Source organism: Brachyspira hampsonii 30446 (assembly GCF_000316195.1).
In the GTDB taxonomy this organism is placed as follows: domain Bacteria; phylum Spirochaetota; class Brachyspiria; order Brachyspirales; family Brachyspiraceae; genus Brachyspira; species Brachyspira hampsonii_C.
The window spans coordinates 439598-465853 of sequence record NZ_JH994110.1; the positions used below are offsets into that span (position 1 = coordinate 439598).

The window sequence follows — 26256 nt, forward strand, 5'->3', positions numbered from 1 at the left end:
ATTTAAAATTTCAATTATAAAAGCATGCCAGCCCAAGTTTTATTTAAGTAAATAAACTTTATTTATTATTTAATTCACTTAAAACCTCATTATAAGTTTCTAAAACTTCTGATACTTGTAAACTTCTCCACTCCTTTAATTTATTTTCTCTTTTATATTTTAAAAATATTTTATTTCCTGTAAAAATAACATATTGATTAGGATAATGAATATTTAATGAATAACTTAATCTATTTAAACGCATAGACTCTGACCTTAATGCCTTTTTGATAATATAAAAAGGACATTTAACTTTTACCATAAAGCCCTTACTGTCTTCAAATACCACTCCCTCATAGTCTATAGAAAAATCATCAGTATATTTATTAATCATTTCTTCTATATATTTATTATCTTTTGGTGCTTCAAGTATTTCTATTTTCTCTTTAATTTTGAATTGCTCTGTTATTTCTTTGCCTGATAGTTCTTCATAAGAAAGTTTTCTGAAATTCTCTTCATTATATATAATATCAAGCAAAACCAAAAATGATTCATCATAAACAATAGGGTGAGAAGAATCTTTTAAGTGTATGCATTCAAATACAAATGTAGTATTATTTTTCTTGCAGTATTCTTTAATAAAATTTTTATTTTCTTCGGTAAGTAAACTTTCTGCCCAAGAAGTCATTTTAGTATCAATAGAGCTTTTAGTAGCAAATATAAGCTCATCTCTGGTTTTATCTAAAAATACTAAAAATAAGTATCCGTTATATTTTTTGTATACGCTTACAGGAAACTCTATATTTTTCTCTAAACTTTTTAATTTAGTTTCATTAACTTCATCATAATTAAAAAATTTATCATAGCTTCTTCCTGCAATTTCATTTGTTTCATTGTATCGGTATAATCCTCTAGCCTTAATAGTCTGTTCATTCCATAATCTTTTGTAAAATACTCTATCTGAAAAATTAGTAGAATAAACTGTATCATAATATTTATAGCGTACAAGATTATCATCTGTTTTTTCTTTATCAAGTATATTTTCTATTTCTCTGTCATTTTTATAACTCTCAATATATAAATCTTTTAAATTAAGAATAATTAAATCATTACCATATTCCACAGAGTTTTCTATACAATATGCATTATCATTTATTTTGCATAACTTATCTTCTAATTCTTCCTGAAGCACATTTCTATGACCGAATATCTGAATAATATCATTGTGATTTTCTTTAAATCTGTTTCCTACTTCTATATAAGATTTATAACTGTTATCATCTTCTTTATATCCGTAAGTTATAATACCATTCAATAGCGAAGCTGGTATATGATCATACATTTTATCTATACCAGAATGATTAATAAAAAATTTCTTTCCCTTAAAAGTGAAAAAATAATAAAGTCTGAACTTCTTATAAAAATTTCTTATTTTCTTTTTATAATTATTTAATTCGCTTTCATTTAATATTTTTTCTTCTATAATATTATTGCTGTCATCTTTTATTTGTTTAGTTATGGTAAATGATTTTTTTATTTCCTTATATGTTGTTTTATAAAAATCCTGACTTGTAACTTTTATATCATTAGCAAAGAAATTCAAATTTATATCATGATTGCCTTCAGTAAAATAAACATTATCTGATATATCATTATTGAGAAAATAATCAAGTAATTCTTTTGATTTAGAACCCCTGTCTATTAAATCTCCTACGAATATATAAGCTATTTTTTTATCCTGAAAGTAATTCTCTTTTTCTATAAATTTTTTAAATACATCATATTCACCATGCAAATCGGGTATCACTTTTATATTATCATACTTTTCAAATTCAGTTTTATTCAAATAAAAGCTATCCCATTTTGAAGCTTCAATCAAAGCAGTTTCAGCACTTCCATAATCCGAAGCCTTAAAAATATTAGCCCCCGACAATTTAAAACTTTTCATACGCATAAAAAAGTTCTCAATAACTTCTTTTGGTATATTAGAACCTATTTCTCTTTTTCTTACATTATCAATGCATTCTTTAAGAGATACATTATCAAATAAAACGGCCGCTATTCTGTATCCGTATTTTTTGGCAAGATCTGTAATGCTTTTCAAATTAAAAAGTCCTGTACTATCCAATATAGTAAACTGTCCTAATCTGAATCTATTTTCTAATATGCTTAATATTAAATTATTCCAAATATAAGAATTATCATTTTCAGAAATACCAATACCATTATATCCATCTGGAAAAATACCTGAATATAATATTCTCATATTATCAGAACTTACACTGTAATTGTCAAGTTTAGCTTTTTTTATAGTGTAGCTTTTACCGCTTCCCTGAGCTCCTACTGTTATTATTAATACTTTCAATTTAACCCTCTTTTACTATTAATTATTTAGTTTATCATAAATATCATAAAAATATCTTATAGAAGAGATAATCTCTCCGCTTTCACACATCTCTAAATATTTTTCTCTATTTACTATCATAGCATCGCTTACTTCATTGTCCTGCAAAATTAATTCTTCCAATTTTACATCTCTTCTAAACATAAATGAATCTACTATAGTATTTGAAAACTCTAATACAAAAGAAGTTAAAAATACAGCTTCATCTTTTTTAAATGACAATCCTATTTCTTCTTTAAGCTCTCTTAAAGCTCCGTTAATACTATCTTCTCCGGATAATATAGAACCTTCAGTACATTCCCACATATTAGGGCATATTTTTTTACTGCTATGCCTTTTTGTCATTATAACTTCATCATTACTATTTACCACCCAAGCATGTATAACTATATGATAATCATTTTTATTTAAATGAATTCCTCTTTGATGAATGCGTCCTGTTTTATTTTTATTTCTATCGTATATATCCCAAATCTCTTTCATGAACATTCCAAAAAACATATTTGATAATAAAAAAGCCGCCTTAAAAGAATACTGCTTTTTAAGGGGGCTTTCATAAGTTATCGGATTTTTATATTATAGAGTTTTATAATATAAATTTCAAGGCTCTTAGCACCTCGTAATAGTCATTATTTTCAAAAATTACAGTAGTATCATTAATTTTTTTTGCTCCCGGATAGAATGATACTTTATGAGCATAACCATGTTCTTTATAGCAAACTTCAAGTTTAAAATGATTAGGAAGTTTTAATAATTTGCCCTTAAAGTCCTGACTTAATGCCTCTTTAGTTTTCTCTTTAATCATCTTTACCATTAAATTAGGTGAGTAATTAATAGTAGAATAGCCTATACCTTCTTTTACAGGAAGCGTGATTAAATTAGGGTGATTAGGATTCATCTTAACAGCCTCTTCGCATAATCCCTTATCCCCAGACAAAAATACTGTAGGTACTTTCCTATAAGCTGCAGCATAACTAAAAAACATAAACTCGCTTGCAAGAACTTCATTAAGTTTCACATATACATTTCTAGTATTCATAGTATGCGAAAGCGGATTATTGCCGATAGAAGCTGCATTATGATATCCTATAAATATAGCCGCATCAAAGCTCTCATCAATACCTTCTACCATAGAATAAGGATCTCCGCTCCATCTTCTATGTATCTTTACGCATTCCGGCAAAGCTGTTTGATCTATATTCATAGCAGAGTCATGTGCATCTTTTACAAATATTTCTTTAGCTCCTGCCGCTATAGCTCCCTCGCATGCCGCATTAACTTCTTTAGTCATTTGCAGAGTATGCTCTTTATAAGTTAAACTTCCTGCATCAGTATCAGGCCATTGTGTAGTTGTAGTAATTCCTTCAATATCCGCACTAATAAAAACTTTCATATAATTCCTCTAAGATTTAAAAATTTATTTTATTGATTAAAAACTATATTATATTTCTGATTTTATTCAATATGTTAATTATTGATTTTTATTTTTTTGTAGTATTTTTCAATAAACATATACTAACTATAAAATGTTTAATTTTTATTTTGATGTAATAAAATATTTGGAAATTGTTTAATAAATTAATTATAATTTTTATCAACTTTTTTACGTTAAAAAAGTTGCAAAAAAAACAAATTATTTTTACTATAAAATATATTCATTAATGTTTAGGATTTTATTATGCATAATAAAGAAAATATTGTTAAAGAAATAGAAAGTTCAATTAATCAAAAAAAATATAAAAAAGCTTTAAAACATTGTAATGAATATTTATTAAACTATAATGATGATGTCCCATATATATTTTTTCATAAAGCAAAATGTTATTATAATTTAGCTTTATTGGAAAATAATTATCAATATTATTTTGAAGCCATTAAAAATTATAATATTGTCATAGATTTAATACCATATAATAGTAAGGCTAAAGAAGCATACTTTAATATTGGACTTATATACCGTAATTTAGCTATTAAAAATAATTATTCTAAAAACTATTTGGAATTAGCTGTATATTATTTCAATAGAAATTTAGAGTTACTAAAGAAAAATGAAGAAAAAACAATAAAAGATTCTGACATAGAAACATTGAATAAGAAATACAAATCAGTTCATTCAGAACTTGGAGTTTCATATGCAATATTAGGAAATTATGCAGAATCTATAGATAATTTAAATAAAGTCATATATATAGATCCATATAATAAAAATGCATACTATAATAGGTTTTTATCTTATTATTATTTAGCAAAATATGAGAATTATAATTATTATACTAATGCATTAAATGATATTAGTAAATTAATAGAATTAGATTCTAATAATTGTGGCTATTTTTATTATAAAGGGCTTATATTATTTAATTTAAAAAATTATAAAGAGTCTATTGACTATTACAAAAAAGCTATAAAATTAACAGATAATTATAATAATAAAATAACAATATATACAGAAATAATTGAATCTTTATATTTAAATAAAGAAATATTTGAAATTGAAAAATTGTATAATAAGTTATCAAGAATATATAAAAAGTTTCTTTACAGTTATGATATATATACAAATAAATTATTGTCATTATATGTTTCTTTTATATCAAAACTTAAAATGAAAGCAGACTTTAATTTTATAGATGAACTAATACTAAAAGATTTTAATTCAAATTTAAATGATGAAATAAAAAATAATACTTTATATAATTACACAATACTTGATAAAGATAGATTAAAGAGTGTTTTGAATGGTCAATTATGGGTTGGAAATACAAATAAATTTAATGATCCTATTGATCCTCTCATTAAAAAAAATAGAGATAATGAAGCATATAATTACTTATTAGAAAAAATAAAAGTATCTTGTTTGACTACGCATAATGATAATACTTTAATGTGGAGTCATTATTCTGATAAACATCAAGGTATATGTATTGAATATGATATTAGTAATATATCTAAAAGGAAAGAAATTATTTTTAAAAAAATTAAGTATCATACTAAAATGAATAGATATAATTCATTTACAAGTAATGATAATTTAACAATTAGAAATTTTGTTTTAGATGAATATACAGAAATAAATTATATCATAGAATCATTTGCTATAAAATCTAAAGAATGGGAATATGAAGACGAGTACCGTATACTTTTTTATGATGAAGAAAATAGAAATCCAAATGGAATACTTATCAATTTACCAATAAAAAGTATTTGTTTTGGTGTAAAAACTTCAGATGATGATAAAGAGCTTGTATACAATATAGTGAACTCAATAAATGAAAAAAGACTTGATTATAATAATGATATAATTAAACTGTATCGGGCTGAACTAGATGATAATGAGCTTTTTAAGATTAATATCAAGCCTTATAAACATAAATAAAAAATATTGATAAATAAAGAATAGAATATATAATAAAAATATTATTATAATTTATTAAAAGGATTTTGAATGATAATAAATGCTATTATAGAAAAAGACGAAAATGGTTATTTTGCTTATGTTCCAGAATTAAAAGGATGTGTTAGTCAAGGAAATACTTTTGAAGAAATAAAATCGAATATTAAAGAAGCTATAGAAATATATATTGAAAGTATGGAAGAAGATGAGCTAAATGCTTTGATTTCTAAAGATTATACAATTTCCCCAATAGAGGTATCTATTGAAAGATAAGTTTCCAAAATTGAATGCCAAAGAAGCTGAAAAAATTCTATATGATAATGGATTTATATTAGATAGACAGAAAGGCAGCCACAGAATATACAAAAAAAATAATAAAAGAATGGTTATACCATATCATGGAAATAAAATACTGCATCCTAAAATTATTAAAGAACTTTTTGAAATTATAGAAGAAGAATAATTAAAAATTTTGATTGTACAATAAAAATTAATAATTTGATTTGTTAGTACAGATAAACAAAAATAATTAATGACTGATAGAGTGTAAAGAAGCCTGCAATCCTGATAAAAAATCCTTAAAAGAAGATTGTACAGATAAGGTATTACATTCTTCTGCTTTAATAAAAACTGCATTATATTCTAAAAATAATTACATATTTGAAGTATTAAATAAATTAAATAAAAATTATTCTGGTGATGAAGAATTAAAAATATATGTTATATTTAAATTAGACAGCAAATCAAAAGTAAATTTTCAAAGCGTTTCACAAAAAATAGAAAATAGTATAAAAAAATTTTTAATATGTCCGCTCGGTAGAATGTGGAATATTAAAGAAGTTCAAGTTTTAGATTATGAAACAGACAAAAATAAGCTTCAATATATAAAATAATTAATGAGCTTTTTAAGATTAATATCAAGCCTTATAAACATAAAAATAACAGTTTATAAAATTTATATGTATTAAATATTTTTATCTATATATTTGTTATCTATATCATTTATTATTTTATTAAATTTTTCTTTAAGCAAAGCAGTTCTTTTCTTTTGCCACATAGTGTATATAGCTATAATGTAGCATATTAAAGATACTCCCATCATAAATAAAAATCCAACTAAATATGAGAAATGAGAAGCTAAATAACCCATTACAAAAGGTATAAGCAAAGCAGCAACACCTGTTAAAGCCTCATTAACAGCAACATTTCTAGGAGCATTGTCCTGATCCGCCAAAGCATAATAAAGCCCGAAGAAATATCCAAAACCGCTTACAAAACCTAAAAACATAAATGCTATCAAAAATAACCAGAAATTTCTAGTGAATGTTATTAAAAGCAAAGCAGCAGGAGTAAGAAGACCTACTATAGTAAACACTCTTTTTTTCTCTAAAAATCTCAAATAAAAAGCAGATGATAAAGAACCTACAGCCATAAAAGCAGATAAACTTCCAACTAGTAATGATGAATCAGCCTCAGAAAAACCAATTACATTTATTCCATAATCAAGAAACATAAACCTTAAAGTATGTAAAACCATAGCACCTACAAATATTACAAGCCAGCCTATATGTACTTTGTATCTAGGAGCACGCATGAAAGGTATATTCCAATTTATTTTTTTGTTGTTAGCCTTAAATCTCAAATGCCTTGAAAGATAAAATAGTATAAACATTATTACGCTTACTGCTATAACAAAATAAAACCCCAATTTATAATCAAACTTATATATAAAACCTGTAATAGTTGGACCTACAGCAAACCCCAAAGACCAAGAAAATATAAATAAAGCTCCGCTTAATGTAACAGGAAGATCCTTTGATACTACATCTAGTGAAGATTGAAAGCATACAAAAAATATAGTAGCACAGCATCCGTATAAAAATGAATAAAATAAAGACATCTCAGGAGGAAGAAATATTAAACATGCTGCTGCAATAATAAGCTGAAGAAGTGCTTCAACATATATTAAATTGGTATAATATTTCTTTTGTATTTTGATTCGAGAGAAAGTACCAGCAGTGAGCATCATACCCATACCATAAGAAACACCAAGTAACGATACAAAAAAAGGGCTGGCTCCTGATATAGAAGCATTTATAACTAAAACCGTGCTGAATATACTTGAACATAAGTAAAGCAGAAACGGCATAGAATATACCAATATAGTCATTATTATTTATTCCTAACAATTATTATTTAAATGATGAAGTATTATATATATTATTTATAAAAAATGTATAATATTTTGTAATTTTTTATAATTTTTTATTGTTTTTAAATATGTAAGGTAAGTTTGTAGTATACAAACTATTTTTTTATTATTATTCTGTTATTTGTATAGTAATAAATAATACGGATTTTAGACTATTTAACATGTTTCAAAGTTAGTAAAACCCCATAATAAAATTATAACTATATAATAATTAAAACAAGTATAATATTTTTTAATGAATTATTGTATACATCACTTTAATAATATTTCTAGTTACTAATATTTGTAATGTAATGTTATAATACATTTGTATCATAAGATTTCATATTTTGATTATCAATTTCAAACTAAGTATTTATATATAGCTGTATTTTTTTCATAAAAATCAATACTATTTCATAAAATAAAATTACATAATGTATTGATTTATATTGATTAATTTTATAAAATAATCTCAATTAAATTTGATTATTCAATAAATAAAATAGTTTGACCGATAATAAATTAAATTAATTGTTAGGCTTTTAATTATGTATAAAATTTATTCTGCATCTATAATAATAATCTTGTTTATTATATCTTGTAATAATAAAAAGTTGGAAAGTAAACAATATAGGCTTAATATTGCAGAAACAAATGAAGTAGTAGATATAAAGAGCAGAAGTTTTGACGGAATAAGTTTAATAAAAAACAGTTCATTTACAGCATATCCTAATATCACAATAAATGAACTTATATCCCCTTTTACTTCTGTAGAATGGCAGGATTTCATATCAGAAGATGATTATAATCGTTATATAGATATAGTAGCAAGATATGATACAAATGAATATATAATACAGTTTCAGATAACAGATCAATACAGATGGGAATTGTATGCATTTGAAATAAATAAAACTCCATACACTATAGATATAGCAGCAAGCGAGTTATATAAATTGTATACAAATAAAATGAAATAATTTTATAATTATAAAAAAAGCTGATTTTTAATCAGCTTTTTTAATTTAGTATAATTCAATTATTAATTAAATGCTAAAGATATACTTCCTCTTTTTATATCTATAGGACCTGCTATATTTCTGGATAATTTTATTTGAATAGATAAACTTCTATCTATATCATTACCTGTAGTCCAATCATTTTTCTGAGGCTCAAATATTCCTACAATGGTTCCTGTTCCTGTTCTTTTACCCAAGAATACTTTTACATCATAATATGTAACGACTATGCCTTTGGTACCATTAATTGTTTCTTCTGTAACTTTTAAAGGTGCTACCAATGATGATTTTTTTATATCGGCTTCTGTCATATTCTCAACATCTTTTCCGCCTATTACATAATAGACTTTTTCATTTATTTCTACAGCTTGAATTTCTTTATCTGCTCCATAAACTGTAACTTTCATTTTTGGAGTATCTTCTCTAGTTATAGTATCTTCTTTTTTATCTTCATTAGTTGTATTATCTTTAGTAAGAGTATTATTATCTTTAGACTGCATAGTTGCACATCCGAGAAGTATAGTTACCAACCCAGCAACAATAAAAAATTTTTTTAACATGGTACCTCCGCAAGTATTTTATTTAAACTCAATACCGTTAAAACTATCGGAAACTATTTTCGTAATATTAAATATTTTTTTTACATTTTATACTTGAATAATATAATAATAAATCTATAATTATTAATATATAGTTATTTTTCTTAAAGAGGACTATAAAAATGCAAATTTCTGAAAATAGATATGATAATATTATATATAATAGATGCGGTAAAAGCGGATTAAAACTTCCTATAGTTTCTTTAGGTCTTTGGCATAATTTCGGTGAAAACTGCGATTATAATAATATGAAAGATATGATAAAAACGGCTTTTGATAATGGAATAACACATTTTGATTTAGCTAATAATTACGGTCCGCCTTATGGCTCTGCTGAAATCAGTATGGGAAAAATATTAAATGACGGATTAAATAAATACAGAGATGAGCTTATAATAAGCACTAAAGCCGGTTATGATATGTGGAAAGGGCCTTATGGAGATTGGGGCAGCAAGAAATATTTAATAGCAAGCATCAATCAAAGTTTGAAAAGATTAGGGCTTGAATATGTTGATATATTTTACCATCATAGAATGGATCCTGAGACTCCTTTAGAAGAAACTATTGAGGCATTAACTAGAATAGTAAAGAGCGGTAAAGCTTTATATGCTGGGCTTTCAAATTATGATGGCCCTACAATGGAAAAAGCATCTAAATTGCTTTATATGGCAAATGTACCATTCATTATAAATCAAAACAGATATTCTATATTTGACAGAACTATAGAAAATAACGGGTTAAAATTAAAAGCTAAAAAGTTGGGAAAAGGTATAATAGCATACAGTCCATTAGCTCAGGGATTATTAACAGATAAATATTTAAATGGTATTCCTAAAGACAGCAGAATAGCAGCTGACGGCAGATATTTAAAGCAAGATTCTATAACAAGAAAAAGATTGGAGCAAATTAAAAACCTTAATGATTTAGCAAAGGAAAGAGGTGAAAGTCTGGCACAAATGGCTTTGAGATGGGTGTTAAAAGATGAAGAGGTTACAAGTGTTTTGATAGGTGCTTCAAAGCCTAGCCAAATAATAGAAAACCTAAAAATCATAAATAAAATGCCTATTACCGATGATGAATTAAGAAAGATTGATGATTTCAGTTTATGATACTAATTATATATATTAATTTTTTTAACGCACGGTAAATTACTTTATTAATATAATAGAAATAAATTTTTATTATATGCATCTATGCTAAGAAATCATTCCCCGTGCGGTATATAATTTATAATTTAAAAAAATCTTGGGTGGGCATGCTTTTATAATTTAAATTATAAAAAATGATTGGTAAAGAATTCCTAATTAAAGCAGCAAATATAAAGGGCGGGTTTTCAAGATAATTTAAAAAATAAAAAAATTGACAAAATCATATTGTTTATATAATATTACTTATAAATCATACAAAATATATAAGGAAATATTTATGTCAGATGAATTAAAAATTAAAGCATTGGAATATCATTCTAAAGGAAAAGCTGGAAAGATAGAAGTTATAGCCACAAAGCCATGTAAAACGGCTGATGATTTATCTTTAGCATATACTCCTGGAGTAGCTAAACCTGTACTTGAAATAGCTGAAAATCCTAATGAAGCATACAAATACACTTCAAAAGGAAATTTAGTAGCAGTTATTTCAAATGGAACTGCAATACTTGGTTTAGGAGATAGGGGAGCTTTGGCTTCAAAACCTGTTATGGAAGGAAAGGGAATATTATTCAAACGCTTTGCTGATATTGATGTATTTGATATAGAGATAAATGAAAAAGATCCGGATAAAATTATAGATATAGTAAAATCGTTAGAGCCTACTTTCGGAGGAATTAATCTTGAGGATATAAAAGCTCCTGAATGCTTCAAAATAGAAAAAACTTTAATAGAAAAATGCAGTATTCCTGTTTTTCATGATGATCAGCATGGTACTGCTATAATATGTTCTGCTGCTTTGATTAATGCTTTGGAAATTGCAGATATAGATAGAAAAAATGCTAAGATAGTATTTAATGGTGCGGGAGCTGCTGGCATATCTTGTGCTAAAATGTTTAAGGCATTAGGAGTACCTAAAGAAAATATTATTATGTGCGATAGTAAAGGTGTTATTACTAAGGATAGAATAGAATCAGTTACCGAAGAGAAAAGAGAGTTTGCAACTGACTTAAAAGTAAAAACTCTTGAAGAGGCATTAAAAGGAGCTAATGTTTTTGCAGGACTTTCTGTTGCAGACTGTTTAAGTGAAGATATGGTGAAATCTATGGCTAAGAACCCTATAATATTTGCAATGGCTAATCCCAACCCTGAAATACAATATGAAAAAGCCATAGCAATAAGAGATGATTTGATTATGGCTACGGGAAGAAGTGATTATCCTAATCAGATTAATAATGTTTTAGGTTTTCCTTTCATATTCAGAGGTGCTTTGGATGTAAAAGCAAAAGCCATATCAGAAAAAATGAAAATGGCTGCTTCATTAGCTTTAGCTGCTCTTGCTAAAGAAAAAGTTCCTGAAGAAGTTTTCAAAGCTTATGGTAATACTAATTTTGAATATGGTAAAAATTATATAGTACCTAAACCTTTTGACCCTAGAGTTATTGAATGGGTATCGCCTGCCGTTGCTAAGGCTGCCTGCGATGAAGGACTTGCAAGAGAGCCTATTGATAATTTTGAAAAATATAAATCTTCTTTAAAAGAAAGAATGAAAAAGTATTGGGAATAATTTTTTAATAATAGAATTTCATTTGGGCTTTGCTTTTTTATTTATTAAATTAAGTAAAGCCTATTTTTTTAATGCACGGTAGAAATATTAATATTTACAGTATAAACTTTTTTATTAATTAAGTTATATTTTTAATTAATTAAATTGTGCGTTAATTTTATTATAAATTTAAATAACACTTGGGAGGGTGCTAACAGATGTTATTTAAATGATAAAACAATACATAATTTAAATTCAGAGCAATTTAATAAAGTATAAAGGGTGGAAAGTGAGAATAAATTTTTTTGCTTTGTTTTAATACCAACCATATAAGTTTATTAATTTATATGAATTACATTTTATTCTAATTTATTATCTACAATACAATTTCTTATTAAATTAAATACTTTTATAACGCATGATAAAAATTATTTATAGTTTTTATTACAATTCAAAACTTTTATATATAAAAAAATTATTATGTATTCAATATATAGTTTATTTTTATAGTTTTATTGTATCATACATAGTTTGAAACTTTACTTACACTTTCCCGCCCTCTAGGCTTTTTAATTTATATTTAAATGTTAAATTTTTATTTTTTATAGTTTTATTCTAATTTATTAGAAGCCCACCCAAGCTTTATTTTAACTTATTGATTTGATCAACGCACGCAGAACAAAATTTATAATGAAGTATATTTTATAAATTATAATTTAAATTATTTATGAAATTTCATTTACCGTGCGTTAAATAAATTCAAAACCTAATTACATCATTTATGCAATAAAAAAGTGCCAACCTTAATTCAGATCTGCACTTTATTATTTTTTAATTAGTTTTTCTTAACAAAACATTAATTAGGCTTCTCTATCTTATCAAAACCAGTAAACGGTCTTAAAGCATCTGGAATTATAACGCTTCCGTCTGCCTGCTGATAATTTTCAAGTATGGCAATCCAAGTCCTTCCAACAGCGATACCAGAACCATTTAAAGTATGTACTAATTCAGTTTTACCATTTCTTCTAGTTCTCATCTGCATTCTTCTTGCCTGATAATCCCAGCAGTTACTAACACTAGAAATCTCTCTGTATGTATTTTGTGAAGGAAGCCACACTTCTATGTCAAAAGTTTTGTAAGCAGCATTTCCTATATCCCCAGAAGAAAGCACTACAACTCTGTATGGAAGTTCTAAAGCCTGTAAAATACTCTCAGCATCTTTAAGCATCTTTTCATGCTCTTCTTTTGATTTGTCGGCAGCACATACTTTTACAAGCTCTACTTTATCAAACTGATGCTGTCTTATAAGTCCTCTCATATCGCGTCCGTAAGATCCTGCCTCAGAACGAAAACATGGCGTATAGGCAGTAGCATAGATAGGAAGCATATTTTCTGGTATAATCTCTTCTCTGTAAATATTAGTAAGAGGAACTTCTGCTGTAGGTATAAGATATAAAGCAGGATCATCAGTAGTTTTAAATAAATCCTCTTCAAACTTAGGAAGCTGACCAGTACCAGTCATAGTTCTTGAATTAACAAGCATAGGAGGAACATATTCAGTATATCCATGTTCAGAAGTGTGTTTTTTAAGCATAAAGTTAATCAATGCTCTCTCTAAAGCAGCCCCCTTGCCTTTCATAAGTGAAAAACGAGTTCTAGACATTCTTACAGCTCTTTCAATATCAAGTATATCAAGACCTAAAGCTACATCGACATGATCTTTAACTTCAAAATCAAATTTACGAGGCTCTCCCCATCTGATTATTTCTTTATTAGCATTCTCATCATCACCTTCTGGTACATCCTCTGAAAGCATATTAGGTAAATAAAGTATTTCATTATTAACCGATTCTTCTAGTTCTGCTAATTTTTCTTCTTTCTTATTTAAGGATTCTGTAAAAGTTTTCATCTCTTCTTTTATTTTTTCAGCCTCTTGTTTATTTCCTGATTTCATGAATTCGCCGATTTTTTTAGAAGCCTCATTCTTTTTTGCTCTGTCCTGCTCAACTTCTTTTAATAAATTAAGTCTTTCATGTTCTAATTCTTTTAGTTTGTCTAAAGATACTTTGCTTCTTCTCTTTTTCAAGTTCTCTTCTACCAATTCAATATTTTCTCTTATTAATTTTACATCTATCATAATAAAATCCTTAAATAAAATTTGTATAAATTATACAGCTTTTTTAAAAATAGTAAATTGTATTTTATTAAATTTTATTCTCTCCTACCCACCCTCTAGGCTTAATAACTTGTATTATTATATTTTATTTTTACTATATAATTAACATCATAAGAAATTTCAGCCCCTACCCAAGTTGATTTTAAATTTGCAGCTATATACCCGCACGCAGAATAAAATCATGAATATAAATTAAATTATCAATCGAAATTAAGTTATATATCAAATTTCGCTCACCGTGCGATTAATAGACTTTAAATACAGAATATGCTTGGGTGGGCATGCTTTTTCTGAATTTGCTTTAAATAAAAATAAGCTTGTTAATTGTAAATAAAGCTAACAAAAATAAATGGCGGGGTATGTAATAAAAATGCAAAAATATGTATATAGCCTATTGACATTGGAGTGCACTTCAATGTTATAATAATGATATATTATAAAAAGGAGTTATTTATGCTGCTTGATAAAAACTTAGAAGAAGCTAATTCAGGTAAAAGAATAAATGCTAAGGGCTATGCGGTTCATAGCAAAACAGATACTTTTAAACCATTTGAATTTTCAAGACATTCAATGGGAGATAATGATATACTTATAGAAATAATGTATGCCGGAATATGCCATAGCGATATACACTCAGCAAGAAGTGAATGGCATGAGGGTATATATCCTATGGTACCAGGTCATGAAATTGCAGGTAAAGTTGTGGCGGTAGGTAAGAATGTTACTAAGTTTAAAATAGGCGATTATGCAGGAGTAGGCTGTATGGTAAACTCATGCGGAGAATGTGAAGCATGTAAGAGAAGCCATGAGCAATTTTGCGAAAGAGGTCAGACAGTTCTGACTTATGACTGTAAAGATCATTTTCACAATGATGAGCCTACTTACGGCGGATATTCTAATAATATAGTAGTAAGCGAAAAATTTGCTATTACTGTACCAAAAGATGCCCCAATGGAAAAAGTTGCTCCATTACTATGTGCAGGTATTACAACTTATTCCCCTTTAAAATTTTCTGGTGTTAAAAAAGGTGATATAGTTGGAGTTGCTGGTTTCGGAGGACTTGGTTCTATGGCGGTAAAATACGCTGTTAATATGGGGGCTGAAGTTTATGTATTTGCCCGTAATGATAAAAAGAAAAAAGAAGCTTTGGAAATGGGGGTAAAAGATTTATTTACTTCTACAAAAGATGTCCCTATCCGTTTTGATTTAATTATATCAACTATACCTACAGGATATAATGTTAATGATTATGTTGATTTACTTAAATACGGCGGAGAAATGGCTATTGTAGGACTTCCTCCTGCTGAATTAAAACAAAGCATAGATTTAGCTAGATTAATATTTTCAGGCGGAAAAAAAGTTTACGGCTCTATGATAGGAGGTATTAAAGAAACTCAGGAGATGCTTGATTTCTCTTTAAAACATAAAATATATCCGGAAACAGAAATCATATCAGCAAATCAAATTGATGAGGCATACAATAAACTTACAACAGGTAAGGCAAAATTCAGATATGTAATTGATATGAAAACTCTCTAATAAATAATAAAAATATTTCGTTTATTATTTTTATAAAATTTGAGGCAGCATTAAAAATATGCTGTCTCTTTTTGTATAATGAAAAATTATCATATTTTATTATAATAAGCTCATATCTTTTTATATACATCTCAATATCCTAAATATTGACAGACAAAAAATATAAGTTATAATGTCCAAATCTATGGAGGTTGTATGATATTAGACGAAGTAAAAAAATACTTTGACATGGTAAAGTATGCTGAATTAAAAGCTCTTTATGAAGATGATTTTCAATTTGAAGTTTTAAAAAATAGAGAAGAATTGGAAAATCATATATATGATTTAGATAATTATGAAAAAGATAGAATCAGAAATGCTGTGTCAAATGAATTAAAAAATAATAATGAAATAGTTTTTTATACTTCCGAAAGTGTGGGAGAAGTATATTCAAGTGTTGAAGATTTTTTGGTTTATCTTCTTAATGAAATCTTATATCAAAAATTATTAGTAAAAAGCGAAAGAAAAACATTATCTAATAATTTTATGGAATTAGAAATCAGCATAAAAAAACTGCTTATATTAATTTGGACTAGATAAAAAATACAGAGGCTTATGATTATGAAAAAAGTTTATATTTTATTGTTTTTAAGTTTTATATTTATTTCCTGCTATTCACCTGCAAAATCATATTTTAATATATTATCAGCAAATAAAGAAAATGATAGTATAAAAGTGATAGTAGAAGCTAAAAAATCAGGCAGACAATCAGAAAATATATTTTTAGTTTCTCAATTTTTAAATGATAATGATGTTATAGTTAATACTTCTATGTCTCAAATAGGTCCTATGATGTTTGATGCCGGAAAATATGAGTTTAATGTGCCATTTCCTACAAATAGTTTTACTAAATATACAAACTTTATCGAAGAAATTCAGCCTGAAAAAGCTCAAAGAATTGCAAACAGCGGTGGATTTGGAAGCAGTTTCTTTACATATATGATGCTTATGAGCATGATGGATAATAGAAGACCTGTATATTATGATGATTATGGTCAAAGAAGAACTATTAATAGAGATTACTATGATGACCGATATACTAGAACTGCAACAAGAAGAAGCATATTTAATAATTCAAGTACTTCAGCGAAAAAAACAACTGTAGATAATAATAATTCTACTAGCAAAAGAAGAACATTATTTAAACCTAGTTCAGGAAGTTCTACAAGAAAACAATCTACTTTTAGAAGATCTTCCACTAGAAGAAGATAATAAAATTTATAGTATAAAATATTAAAATTTTACAAATAATACATTTTTTATATTGACTTTATTTTTGAAGAATATAATATTACTACTTACTTATAATCATATAGAAATTTATATGAAATTACTGCTGTTTTATTATAATATAAATTTGATATTATCGCTGTAATATATAATTTTTATCCATTGCTTATGAGAAATGATTAAATCTATTTTGATTTATAAAAAATATAATCTTATTCATTGTATTTTTTGATGCTTTTATACTTTTTAAACTTTTTTCTATAAAAAATAAAATAATAAAAAAGTTATATATTTGTTTTTAAGAATAATATATTTCAATACTCATTTTTTATTATAAAAATATACTAGAGGACAATTATGGAAAAGAACAAGATGTTAGAGCTTACTGAAGGCAATGTCAGCAAAGGACTTATAAAGTTAGTTATACCTATGATATTAGGAAACCTACTAAATATTGCATATAATATAGTTGATACTATATGGATAGGTCAGATGGTAGGTCCTAAAGGGCTTGGTGCTATTGCGGTAAGTTTCCCAATTATATTAATACTTATGGCTATAGCTTCAGGTGTTACAGTAGCTTCTAATGTTTTAATAGGACAGTATTTCGGTGCAAATGATCATAATTCTGTAATATATGTTTCCAGAGTTTCAACTACTATAAGTTTAGTAACTTCTTTGGCATTGGCAATCATAGGGTATATATTTGCTCCTTATATGATGCGTTTTTTAAATACCGCAGATAGTATAATGGAATATTCTGTAAGTTATTTTAGAATAAGCATGATAGGTTTTCCATTTATGTTTTATTATTTTTTAGTATCTGCTTTGCTTAGAGGAATAGGCGATACTGTAAGACCTTTAATATTTTTAGCTATTGCATCAATTTTAAACTTGATATTAGATCCGCTTATGATAAAAGGAATAGGACCTTTTCCTGCTATGGGACTTGATGGAGCTGCTTATGCTACAGCTTTCTCACAATTTGTTTCTGTTGCTGTGAGTATGATATATTTAAAAATGAAAAACAGTATTGTAAAAGCTAATCCTTTTGATTTGGCATTTGATTTCAGCATCACTAAATTAATGTTTAAAATAGGACTTCCTTTTGCTGCTATGCAGTTAATAGTATCTGTAAGCTGGTTATTTTTAAACAGGCTCATCAATACTTACGGTGAATCTGCTTCTGCATCTGTTGCTGTATCTATGAGAGTGGATTCTTTATCGTTTCTTCCGCTTTTAGCATTATCTGCAGGTATTGCCACTATGACAGCACAAAATATTGGGGCTGGTAAAATGGAAAGAGTAAAGGAAATATTCAAATCCGGAATAAAATTATCAGTTGGAATATCAGTATTTATGGCTCTTTTTTCTATATTATTTCCTGAGCTTATTGTAAGAATGTTTACTAAAGATATGAGTGTGTTAAAATATACTAAAAGCTATATTTATGTTGTTATGCCTTCTATAATAATGCTTGCTGTAATGTTTACGGCAAATGGGGTTATTAATGGGGCTGGTAAAACTTTTATGCTTATGCTCTTTGCTTTTTGTGCTCATATAATAATTAGAGTACCGCTTGCATATATAATATCTCCTCAAATGGAATTATGGGGTATATGGACTGCAATGGCTATAGGGAACTTTTTTAGTATGACTTTCAGCTTGATATATTATTTTTCAAACAAGTGGAAAAAAGATGCCAATATAGCCTCTCATTCTGCAGCCGAGCATAATATATAAATACTGATACTTATTGACTTTTATATATCTTTTGTATAAAATTGCCTAATTATTTAGTATATAAAAATAATTTATGTAAATTAATAATAATGATGAAAGAAAAAAATGAATTAGATTTAACAGAATGCAATGTAGCAAAAGGTCTTTTAATATTAGTTATTCCTATGGTGCTTGGCAACCTATTAAATGTGGCATACTCTACAGTTGATGCCATTTGGATAGGTCAGATAGTTGGTTCTAAAGGGCTTGCTGCTGTTGCTGTGAGTTTCCCGCTTACAATGGTTGTTACTGCTATAGCATCAGGAGTAGCAACTGCAGTAAATGTTTTAATAGGGCAGTATTTTGGGGCAAATGATAAGGAATATGTAACATATATTTCTAAAGTGTCAACTACGGTAAGTTTAATAATCTCTTTAACTTTGGCAATATTAGGATATGTATTTGCTCCTGATTTAATGGTATTTTTAAATACTTCTGAAAGTATAATGGAAGATGCTGTAAATTATTTTAGAATAAGTATGATAGGTTTTCCTTTTGTATTTTATTATACTTTCATTTCTGCTTTGCTTAGAGGAATAGGCGATACTGTAAGACCTTTAATATTTTTGATAATTTCTTCTGTGATAAATATAGTTTTAGATCCTCTTATGATAAAAGGAATATACCCTTTTCCTGCTATGGGGGTCTCCGGTGCTGCTTATGCTACAGTATTTGCTCAGGCTGTATCTTTAATAGTGAGTATGATTTATTTAAAAGCAAAAAATAGTATTATAAAGGTTAATCCCATTAATTTTAAATTTGATTTGCACATAACAAAATTAATATTGAAAATAGGGCTTCCTTTTACTTTTATGCACTTAATATCTTCTATAAGCTGGCTATTTTTAAATAAGGTTATTAACTCTTATGGAGAATTATCTTCTGCCGCTTTTGCGGTAGCTGCTAGAATAGATGCTTTATCATTTGTACCTCTTTCTGCTATTCTTTCCGGTATAGGAACCATGGCTGCTCAAAATATAGGGGCAAATAAAATGTATAGAATTAAAGAAATATTTATTACAGGATTAAAAGTTTCTTTAACTATAGCATTAATTATGACCGCATTATGTATGCTTTTTCCTGATTTCATTATCAAAATATTTGTACAAGATGATAATATAATGCCTTATATGAAAAGTTATATATATGCCGGTGTTCCTTCCGCAATATTAATTGCCGTTATATTTTCAGCAAATGGTATTATTAATGCTTCAGGAAAAACTTTTATAATAATGATGTTTACTCTATTTACACATTTCTTAATAAGAATTCCTGTCGTTTATTTATTGTCTCCAAAAATAGGTTTATGGGGCGTTTGGATTTCTATGTCTGTAAGTAATTTATTTAATATGATTTTCCATTTAGCTTATTATTATTCAAACAAATGGAAAAAGAATGCTAATATCACATTGAATTCATATTCCAAAGATGATAATGAAAATAAAATTATAAATTAAAAAAATACTTGGGCGGGTGCTTATAAATTCTTATTAAGCTGTAAATATGATAAATATAAAAAATCAAAATAAAGCCTTAAATTTTAAAGGGCGGGGTATGTAAATAAAGTTTTAAACTTAATTACATCTGCCCACCCCTTAGGCTTTCAATATTATTAAGTTATTTCTACATTATTTTTCTTTTTTGTTTTCAGCTGTTTTTTTTGCTTCCCACCCAGAATTTTTTAAGTTGTTATGCATCAATACCGCACGCAGAGTAAAATTTAAAATATGTGCATATTGAAAATTGTAATTTAAATTATATAAAAACATTCATACACCGTGCGTTAAATAAATTATGAATTAAAATATAACTTGGACGGGTGCTTACAAATTCTTATTAAGCTGTAAATATGATAAATATAAAAAATCAAAATAAAGCTATAAATTTTAAAAGGCAGGGTATGTAATAATACCAAAACCATAATCTTTTAATATATTAATACTTTCTTCTGAACATAAGTAGTCAATGAAATCTCTTGCTTCTTTCTCTTTTAAAGATTTTTTCAATACAGCAATGCTATAAATTATTTCTGTATGACTTTTATTTTCAGCAGCTATTTTTAAATCATTATTAAGCATAGCTTCTGTTATATAAACTATACCGCATTCTATTTTATCATTTTTTACTAAGTCAATTACTTCTCTTGTGTCTTTTCCAAATATAATTTTATCTGAAATAATATCATATATTCCTAAATTATTTAATGTTTCCTCTGTGTATCGTCCTATAGGGGAAGTCATAGATTCTCCTATAGCTATCTTATTTATATAATCATTAGTTAAATCATAAAAAGAATTAATATTTATATTCAAATCTTTAGGGATAACTAAAACTATTTCATTTTTAACTATATTGGTGATACTGTCATTATATAAAAGATTCATATCTTTTAGCATATTCATTTCATAAAGAGAAGATGAAAAATATAAATCAGCATAATTACCTGATTGTATTTGTTCTCTTAGTCTTCCTGATGAATCAAATGAACATCCTATTTTTTCACCTGTTTCTTTTTTATAGTTAGTACATATTTCAATTAATGGATTCATCAAACTAGAAGAAGCAAATATAATAATATCATCTTTTTCTTCTTTTGTTTTTGAACATGAGAATAATAATATTGATATAATGAAATATAAAATAATGCTTATTTTGTTATTCATAAAAATTTTCCATTAGTAATATATATTCTATATTAAATATATATAAAATATAAAATTAGTCTATATTTTTTATTTATATTAAATGAAATATGATTTTTTATTTATGTATATAACTTTTAAAAATATTTTGCTTATTGCGTAAGCTTTGCAGTATATATGTATTATTTATTATTATAATTTTATTATAGTAAAATGAATTATATATGCTTTATAATCCACTCATACCTTTTTTTTAGTTCCCGCTCTTCGCCTATATCTACAGGCTCATAATACTCTTTTTTTATACCATGTTCTAAATAGTCCTGCTTTACTATATGATAAGGATAATCATGAGGATATTTATATTCTTCATCGCTTTTTTTATCGAATGAGGCAGAATGATTATCTTTTAAATAGTTAGGTATAGAATATAGCTCTCCGTTTCTTATGTCTCTTATGGCTTTATTAATGGCATTATAAGCTGAATTTGATTTAGGACATAATGCTAAATAAATAGTAACTTCAGCTAATGGAATTCTTCCTTCAGGCATACCTATGAAATCAACAATACTTACAAGAGAAGAAGCAATATTCATAGCATTAGGCTCAGCAAGCCCTATATCTTCAGAAGCTAATATGCATAATCTTCTTGCTATATATCTAGGATCTTCTCCGGCTTCAAGCATTCTAGCTAAATAGTAAATTGCGGCATTAGGATCGCTTCCCCTTACGCTTTTTATAAATGCACTTATAGTATTGTAATGCTCATCTTCATCAAAAGTTATTGACTGCTTGCTTGTAACATCTCTAACTATTTCTTCTGTAATGGTGAGTTTTTCTTTAGTTTCATCAATTTGAGTTGCTAAATATGATGCCTCAAGATATGTAAAAGCTTTTCTTACATCGCCATGAGAATAACGGACTATTAAATTAACTGCCTCATCTTCAACATCAACATCATCTTCGCCTAAACCTCTTTTGTCAGTAATAGCTTTTAATACGGCTTCTCTTATATCATTATCATCGAGATTTCTAAACTCAAAAAGCATTATTCTGGAAAGAAGAGCATTATTTAGATAAAAGTACGGATTTAATGTGGTGCTTCCTATAAGTATAACAGCTCCGTTTTCAACTGCCGGAAGCAAAGCATCTTGCTGACTTTTATTGAATCTATGTATTTCATCTATAAAAAGAATAGTCTTTTTTCTGTTTTCTAAATTTTTTTCTGCCTTTTTTATAGCTTCTCTTATTTCAGAAACATTTGAAAGTACAGCATTTAGTTTAATATATTCGCTTTTAGTTTTTTTAGCTATAATTGATGCTACAGTAGATTTACCTACACCGGGAGGACCAAAGAAAACCATAGATGTTATTTTATCATTATCTATCATTTTCCTTAAAGTTTTATTTTTATCTAGTATATGATGCTGCCCGAAAATTTCTTCTATAGTAAGAGGACGCATTCTTTCAGCCATAGGTCTGAAATTATTAATGTCCTCTTCAAAATCAAACATTGAGTTTTTCAATATGTTCCTCTACAAGCGGTATATAATTCATAATATTTTCTATTCTTTCTTTGATTTCGTACTCAAGCAAATCAGCTATTGATATATAATCTTCATTTGCAAAGGCATCTAAAACATTATTCATCATTTCATTAAAATCATTGATGGCATCTGTAAGAGCAACAGAATTCAAAGAAATCTGAGAATAATCTATAGAATAAATAGAAGCTACATTTGAAAGTATGCTGAATGCATAACTTACTATACGCGAAAATTTTTCTGCATATATAAAAGCCTCTTTATCATTTCCAGACTGAAGTTTATTGACAATGGAATCCAATACATCTAGTATTAGCGGTAAGAATTTAGGCAGACTTCCCACTTTATATAGAGCATTGCTGCTTGTTATATTCCCAGCAAAAAGGAATATAGTATTTATTTTAGCCTCCTCTATAACAATGTACATAGTAGGAAGCATTTTTTCACTTAAAAAAGGCTTAAATTCATTATTAAAAAACTCATTAAATTTATCTATATTATCTGATGCATTATTAAACTTTTCCAATTTTACTTCAAGCATTTTTAGTATATGAATAATTCCGTAGGATTCTAAACTCATATTAAATAGAAATATAGTTCTAGGTATGGAATCCAACACCCAATACATACCATCTTTTAAATCTTCTATATCTTTACTGCTTACTGAATCGGTATTCAATACTTTTTCTATATATTCAGCAATAGACATAATAGAATATAGAGAATATTCAGCCTGACTCAATGCCTCTACTTCTATTTTTTGTATATTTTCTATTGGTATAGTTTCATATTCTTCGTCTATATACGGCTGCATTTCTTTATTATCTATAATAACTTTATTGATTAAAAAGTCATTAGAATTGCACCAACTTTCTATAGGTTTTAATATTTCATAAGCATTAGTTTCATTCTCAAGTATTACTGATAATTCCTTTCCGTTAATAAAAATTTTCATAATTTTTGCACCATAATTTATATTTAAAAGTTCTATATTGTAAATAATATTCGGATTTTATCAGCTATTAATGATTACTTTTTAGCGGTTATTCAATTAAAAAATATCTAAATATTTTTTAGAAAAACTATAAAAATATAAAAAAATTATTGACGATATGAAAATAATTATTATATTCAAAGCGTTGGTAATTTTTCATAAAATATATGGAGTAATGGATGAGTAGATTTAGTAGTTTGTCGGTTAAGGTACCCGTAATTCTTTGTATTGTTACTGCGATATTTATAACAATAATGCTTATAATTTCACTTACAATAGCCGGCAATGGTATATCAAAAAGCAGATTCGAAGGTTTTGAAACAACGGTAAAGGGATATTCATCGGTATTTGATGCTTGGTTTAGAACGCAGTCATATTTATTGGAAACTTATGCATCTATGCCCATGATAAGTGAGTATATACTTTCTCCAGATGAAGATGCAAGAGAAAAAGTAACTTCTAATTTAAAAACATTCAGAGAAAAGAATGCTTGTGCCATAAATATAGGAATAGTTGATAAAAATGGCATCATATCTGCTGACAGTGATTATCCTAAATGGATAGGCAGTAAATTTACAGATAATAATATTGATGTTTGGAATAAACTTCAAAATAGAGAATATGGATATGGTTCTGTTAGTTATGGAAATGATATTACTCCTTCAGCAGTTAATGGCGAATTATCATTCATTTTTGCTTCTCCTATAAAATATGAAAATAGAGAAATAGGTTATTTGTATACTATTTTTAGTTGGAGAGAATTTTATAAAAATTATATAGAAGGCATAAAATTGGGAGAAACAGGCGGTCTCGATGTAATAGCACCTAATCTAAAAGTATTAATGAATACAGATTATAATAAAGTTAATACAGATGCTCCTCAAGTTTATAAAAGTGTATTTGATGGTAATTTATCAAAAGGGGTTGTTGAATATATTGCTAATAATCATAAGACAATGGGCTCATACACAAAAATGAAATATGTGCCTTGGATAACTTCTATGACTATGACTTCGGAAGAAATATTTGCTGAAAGCAGAAAAGCTATATTAAGCGGGATTATTCTTGGAATTATCACTATAGTTTCTATAGCAATATTTATTAATATATTTATACGCTCTATAACAAAACCTTTATCTTTAGTAGTACTAGAAGCTCAAAAAATAGAAAGAGGAGATTTGACAGAATTTAAAGGAAAAATAAAACCTAGAAAAGATGAAATCGGCATACTTGCAGATAGCTTTGCTAATATGAGACATAAATTAGTTGAAACTATTAAAGAAGTTAATGATGCTTCTATATGTATAATGAATGCTTCAGAAAAGTTAGCTAAAGGTAATGTTGAGTTATCAAGAAGAACGGAAGCTCAGTCAGCAAGTTTGCAGCAGACAGCAGCTTCTATGGAGCAAATGGCTTCTACTATAAAATCCTCTACAGAATACTCTATAACAGGAAATAATATGATGATATCTTCAAAAAATTCTATAGATGAAGCAGGAGATATTATTATACAAACTACAAAAAATATAGAAGAAGTATATGAAGCAAGCACAAAAATAAAAAACATCACAAAAATTATTGAAGGTATTGCTTTTCAAACTAATATACTAGCATTGAATGCCTCTGTAGAAGCAGCAAGAGCTGGAGATCAAGGTAAAGGTTTTGCGGTTGTAGCAAGCGAGGTTAGAAATCTTGCTCAAACTACTCAGTCATCGGTAAAGGATATTACTGATTTAGTAGATAATGCATACGATAAAATAAATAAAGCTACAGAAACAGCTCATCATTCCCAGGAAATATTTGCAGATCTAAGAACAAAAATAGATGAAACAGCTAATATAATGAAAGGAATAAGTTCCGCAGCAGTAGAGCAGCAGTCAGGTGTTGAACAGGTTAATAGGGCAGTTTCTGAAATGGATGGAGCTACTCAAATGAATAATGCTCTTGTTAATGATGCTGAAAATGCTTCAAAGGATTTAGTTGCTCAGGCTAATTCATTGCAGCATGCTATGAAGTTTTTTAAACTATAA

General features: G+C 27.1%; 21 protein-coding genes. 12 read left to right on the forward strand and 9 right to left on the reverse strand.

Features of this window, described 5'->3' with window-relative positions; genetic code table 11:
• Positions 1–58 precede the first annotated feature (58 nt).
• The 3 genes from A966_RS02005 to A966_RS02015 all read right to left on the reverse strand — a co-directional run bounded on the left by A966_RS02005 (position 59) and on the right by A966_RS02015 (position 3776).
• Entirely contained in the window at positions 59–2344 is a 2286-nt protein-coding gene (locus A966_RS02005) for an RNA ligase (protein WP_008721975.1), read from the reverse strand.
• Between the two features lie 18 nt (positions 2345–2362).
• Entirely contained in the window at positions 2363–2866 is a 504-nt protein-coding gene (locus A966_RS02010) for an NUDIX hydrolase (RefSeq protein WP_008721977.1), read from the reverse strand.
• A gap of 103 nt (positions 2867–2969) precedes the next feature.
• A complete protein-coding gene (locus A966_RS02015; RefSeq protein ID WP_008721979.1) occupies positions 2970–3776 on the reverse strand; it encodes a M55 family metallopeptidase in 807 nt (268 codons plus the stop codon).
• Positions 3777–4061: 285 nt separating this feature from the next.
• Between A966_RS02015 and A966_RS02020 the strand changes: the two genes are divergently transcribed.
• The 3 genes from A966_RS02020 to A966_RS02030 all read left to right on the forward strand — a co-directional run bounded on the left by A966_RS02020 (position 4062) and on the right by A966_RS02030 (position 6240).
• The gene (locus A966_RS02020; RefSeq protein WP_008721981.1) at positions 4062–5759 is read left to right on the forward strand and encodes a tetratricopeptide repeat protein; all 1698 of its coding nucleotides are present in this window, start codon (positions 4062–4064) and stop codon (positions 5757–5759) included.
• A gap of 69 nt (positions 5760–5828) precedes the next feature.
• The gene (locus tag A966_RS02025; RefSeq protein ID WP_008721983.1) at positions 5829–6050 is read left to right on the forward strand and encodes a type II toxin-antitoxin system HicB family antitoxin; all 222 of its coding nucleotides are present in this window, start codon (positions 5829–5831) and stop codon (positions 6048–6050) included.
• Positions 6040–6240, forward strand: coding sequence for a type II toxin-antitoxin system HicA family toxin (locus A966_RS02030; RefSeq protein ID WP_008721986.1), 201 nt, complete (start codon positions 6040–6042; stop codon positions 6238–6240). The genes A966_RS02025 and A966_RS02030 overlap by 11 nt, the downstream gene beginning before the upstream one ends.
• Positions 6241–6741: 501 nt before the next feature.
• Here the strand turns inward: A966_RS02030 and A966_RS02035 are convergent.
• A complete protein-coding gene (locus A966_RS02035; RefSeq protein WP_008721991.1) occupies positions 6742–7947 on the reverse strand; it encodes an MFS transporter in 1206 nt (401 codons plus the stop codon).
• A 572-nt stretch (positions 7948–8519) separates the two neighbouring features.
• Between A966_RS02035 and A966_RS02040 the strand changes: the two genes are divergently transcribed.
• Entirely contained in the window at positions 8520–8951 is a 432-nt protein-coding gene (locus tag A966_RS02040; RefSeq protein ID WP_008721993.1) for a hypothetical protein, read from the forward strand.
• Positions 8952–9013: 62 nt separating this feature from the next.
• Here A966_RS02040 and A966_RS02045 read toward each other — a convergent pair whose 3' ends face one another.
• Positions 9014–9550, reverse strand: a complete 537-nt coding sequence (locus A966_RS02045; RefSeq protein ID WP_008721995.1) for a hypothetical protein — start codon at positions 9548–9550, stop codon at positions 9014–9016.
• Positions 9551–9711: 161 nt separating this feature from the next.
• Here A966_RS02045 and A966_RS02050 point away from each other — a divergent pair, with 161 nt between their 5' ends.
• Together A966_RS02050 and A966_RS02055 are read left to right on the forward strand one after the other, a co-directional pair.
• Positions 9712–10698: an aldo/keto reductase gene (locus A966_RS02050; protein ID WP_008721997.1), complete on the forward strand. Its 987-nt coding sequence runs from the start codon at positions 9712–9714 to the stop codon at positions 10696–10698.
• 316 nt (positions 10699–11014) lie between these two features.
• Positions 11015–12301: a malic enzyme-like NAD(P)-binding protein gene (locus A966_RS02055; RefSeq protein ID WP_008721998.1), complete on the forward strand. Its 1287-nt coding sequence runs from the start codon at positions 11015–11017 to the stop codon at positions 12299–12301.
• An 835-nt stretch (positions 12302–13136) separates the two neighbouring features.
• On the opposite strand, the gene serS is transcribed toward A966_RS02055, so the two are convergent.
• Positions 13137–14417, reverse strand: coding sequence for a serine--tRNA ligase (gene serS / locus A966_RS02060; RefSeq protein WP_008721999.1), 1281 nt, complete (start codon positions 14415–14417; stop codon positions 13137–13139).
• 492 nt (positions 14418–14909) lie between these two features.
• Between serS and A966_RS02065 the strand changes: the two genes are divergently transcribed.
• The 5 genes from A966_RS02065 (at position 14910) to A966_RS02085 (ending at position 20503) form a co-directional block, all read left to right on the forward strand.
• On the forward strand, positions 14910–15995 hold the full coding sequence (locus tag A966_RS02065) for an NAD(P)-dependent alcohol dehydrogenase (RefSeq protein WP_008722001.1): 1086 nt from the start codon (positions 14910–14912) through the stop codon (positions 15993–15995).
• Positions 15996–16190: 195 nt separating this feature from the next.
• Complete coding sequence (locus A966_RS02070) at positions 16191–16574, forward strand: hypothetical protein (protein ID WP_008722002.1); 384 nt, start codon at positions 16191–16193, stop codon at positions 16572–16574.
• Positions 16575–16595: 21 nt separating this feature from the next.
• Positions 16596–17246 (forward strand): hypothetical protein, encoded by a 651-nt coding sequence (locus tag A966_RS02075; protein WP_008722004.1) that lies wholly within the window; start codon positions 16596–16598, stop codon positions 17244–17246.
• Positions 17247–17621: 375 nt separating this feature from the next.
• A complete protein-coding gene (locus A966_RS02080) occupies positions 17622–19007 on the forward strand; it encodes an MATE family efflux transporter (RefSeq protein ID WP_039955422.1) in 1386 nt (461 codons plus the stop codon).
• 89 nt (positions 19008–19096) lie between these two features.
• Complete coding sequence (locus A966_RS02085) at positions 19097–20503, forward strand: MATE family efflux transporter (protein ID WP_008722007.1); 1407 nt, start codon at positions 19097–19099, stop codon at positions 20501–20503.
• A gap of 429 nt (positions 20504–20932) precedes the next feature.
• Here A966_RS02085 and modA read toward each other — a convergent pair whose 3' ends face one another.
• The 3 genes from modA to A966_RS02100 all read right to left on the reverse strand — a co-directional run bounded on the left by modA (position 20933) and on the right by A966_RS02100 (position 24187).
• Positions 20933–21709, reverse strand: coding sequence for a molybdate ABC transporter substrate-binding protein (gene modA, locus A966_RS02090; protein WP_008722008.1), 777 nt, complete (start codon positions 21707–21709; stop codon positions 20933–20935).
• Positions 21710–21906: 197 nt separating this feature from the next.
• Complete coding sequence (locus A966_RS02095) at positions 21907–23202, reverse strand: replication-associated recombination protein A (protein WP_008722009.1); 1296 nt, start codon at positions 23200–23202, stop codon at positions 21907–21909.
• Positions 23195–24187: a hypothetical protein gene (locus tag A966_RS02100; RefSeq protein ID WP_008722011.1), complete on the reverse strand. Its 993-nt coding sequence runs from the start codon at positions 24185–24187 to the stop codon at positions 23195–23197. Before A966_RS02100 ends, A966_RS02095 begins: the two co-directional genes overlap by 8 nt.
• Positions 24188–24405: 218 nt before the next feature.
• On the opposite strand from A966_RS02100, the gene A966_RS02105 reads away from it, so the two are divergent.
• Complete coding sequence (locus A966_RS02105) at positions 24406–26256, forward strand: methyl-accepting chemotaxis protein (RefSeq protein WP_008722014.1); 1851 nt, start codon at positions 24406–24408, stop codon at positions 26254–26256.

Coding starts and splice junctions, on each gene's coding strand:
- A966_RS02010 (WP_008721977.1), bottom strand. CDS start 2,866: ATGAAAGAGATTTGGGATATATACGATAGAAATAAAAATAAAACAGGA.
- A966_RS02015 (WP_008721979.1), bottom strand. CDS start 3,776: ATGAAAGTTTTTATTAGTGCGGATATTGAAGGAATTACTACAACTACA.
- A966_RS02020 (WP_008721981.1), top strand. CDS start 4,062: ATGCATAATAAAGAAAATATTGTTAAAGAAATAGAAAGTTCAATTAAT.
- A966_RS02025 (WP_008721983.1), top strand. CDS start 5,829: ATGATAATAAATGCTATTATAGAAAAAGACGAAAATGGTTATTTTGCT.
- A966_RS02035 (WP_008721991.1), bottom strand. CDS start 7,947: ATGACTATATTGGTATATTCTATGCCGTTTCTGCTTTACTTATGTTCA.
- A966_RS02040 (WP_008721993.1), top strand. CDS start 8,520: ATGTATAAAATTTATTCTGCATCTATAATAATAATCTTGTTTATTATA.
- A966_RS02045 (WP_008721995.1), bottom strand. CDS start 9,550: ATGTTAAAAAAATTTTTTATTGTTGCTGGGTTGGTAACTATACTTCTC.
- A966_RS02050 (WP_008721997.1), top strand. CDS start 9,712: ATGCAAATTTCTGAAAATAGATATGATAATATTATATATAATAGATGC.
- A966_RS02055 (WP_008721998.1), top strand. CDS start 11,015: ATGTCAGATGAATTAAAAATTAAAGCATTGGAATATCATTCTAAAGGA.
- serS (WP_008721999.1), bottom strand. CDS start 14,417: ATGATAGATGTAAAATTAATAAGAGAAAATATTGAATTGGTAGAAGAG.
- A966_RS02065 (WP_008722001.1), top strand. CDS start 14,910: ATGCTGCTTGATAAAAACTTAGAAGAAGCTAATTCAGGTAAAAGAATA.
- A966_RS02070 (WP_008722002.1), top strand. CDS start 16,191: ATGATATTAGACGAAGTAAAAAAATACTTTGACATGGTAAAGTATGCT.
- A966_RS02075 (WP_008722004.1), top strand. CDS start 16,596: ATGAAAAAAGTTTATATTTTATTGTTTTTAAGTTTTATATTTATTTCC.
- A966_RS02080 (WP_039955422.1), top strand. CDS start 17,622: ATGGAAAAGAACAAGATGTTAGAGCTTACTGAAGGCAATGTCAGCAAA.
- A966_RS02085 (WP_008722007.1), top strand. CDS start 19,097: ATGATGAAAGAAAAAAATGAATTAGATTTAACAGAATGCAATGTAGCA.
- modA (WP_008722008.1), bottom strand. CDS start 21,709: ATGAATAACAAAATAAGCATTATTTTATATTTCATTATATCAATATTA.
- A966_RS02095 (WP_008722009.1), bottom strand. CDS start 23,202: ATGTTTGATTTTGAAGAGGACATTAATAATTTCAGACCTATGGCTGAA.
- A966_RS02100 (WP_008722011.1), bottom strand. CDS start 24,187: ATGAAAATTTTTATTAACGGAAAGGAATTATCAGTAATACTTGAGAAT.
- A966_RS02105 (WP_008722014.1), top strand. CDS start 24,406: ATGAGTAGATTTAGTAGTTTGTCGGTTAAGGTACCCGTAATTCTTTGT.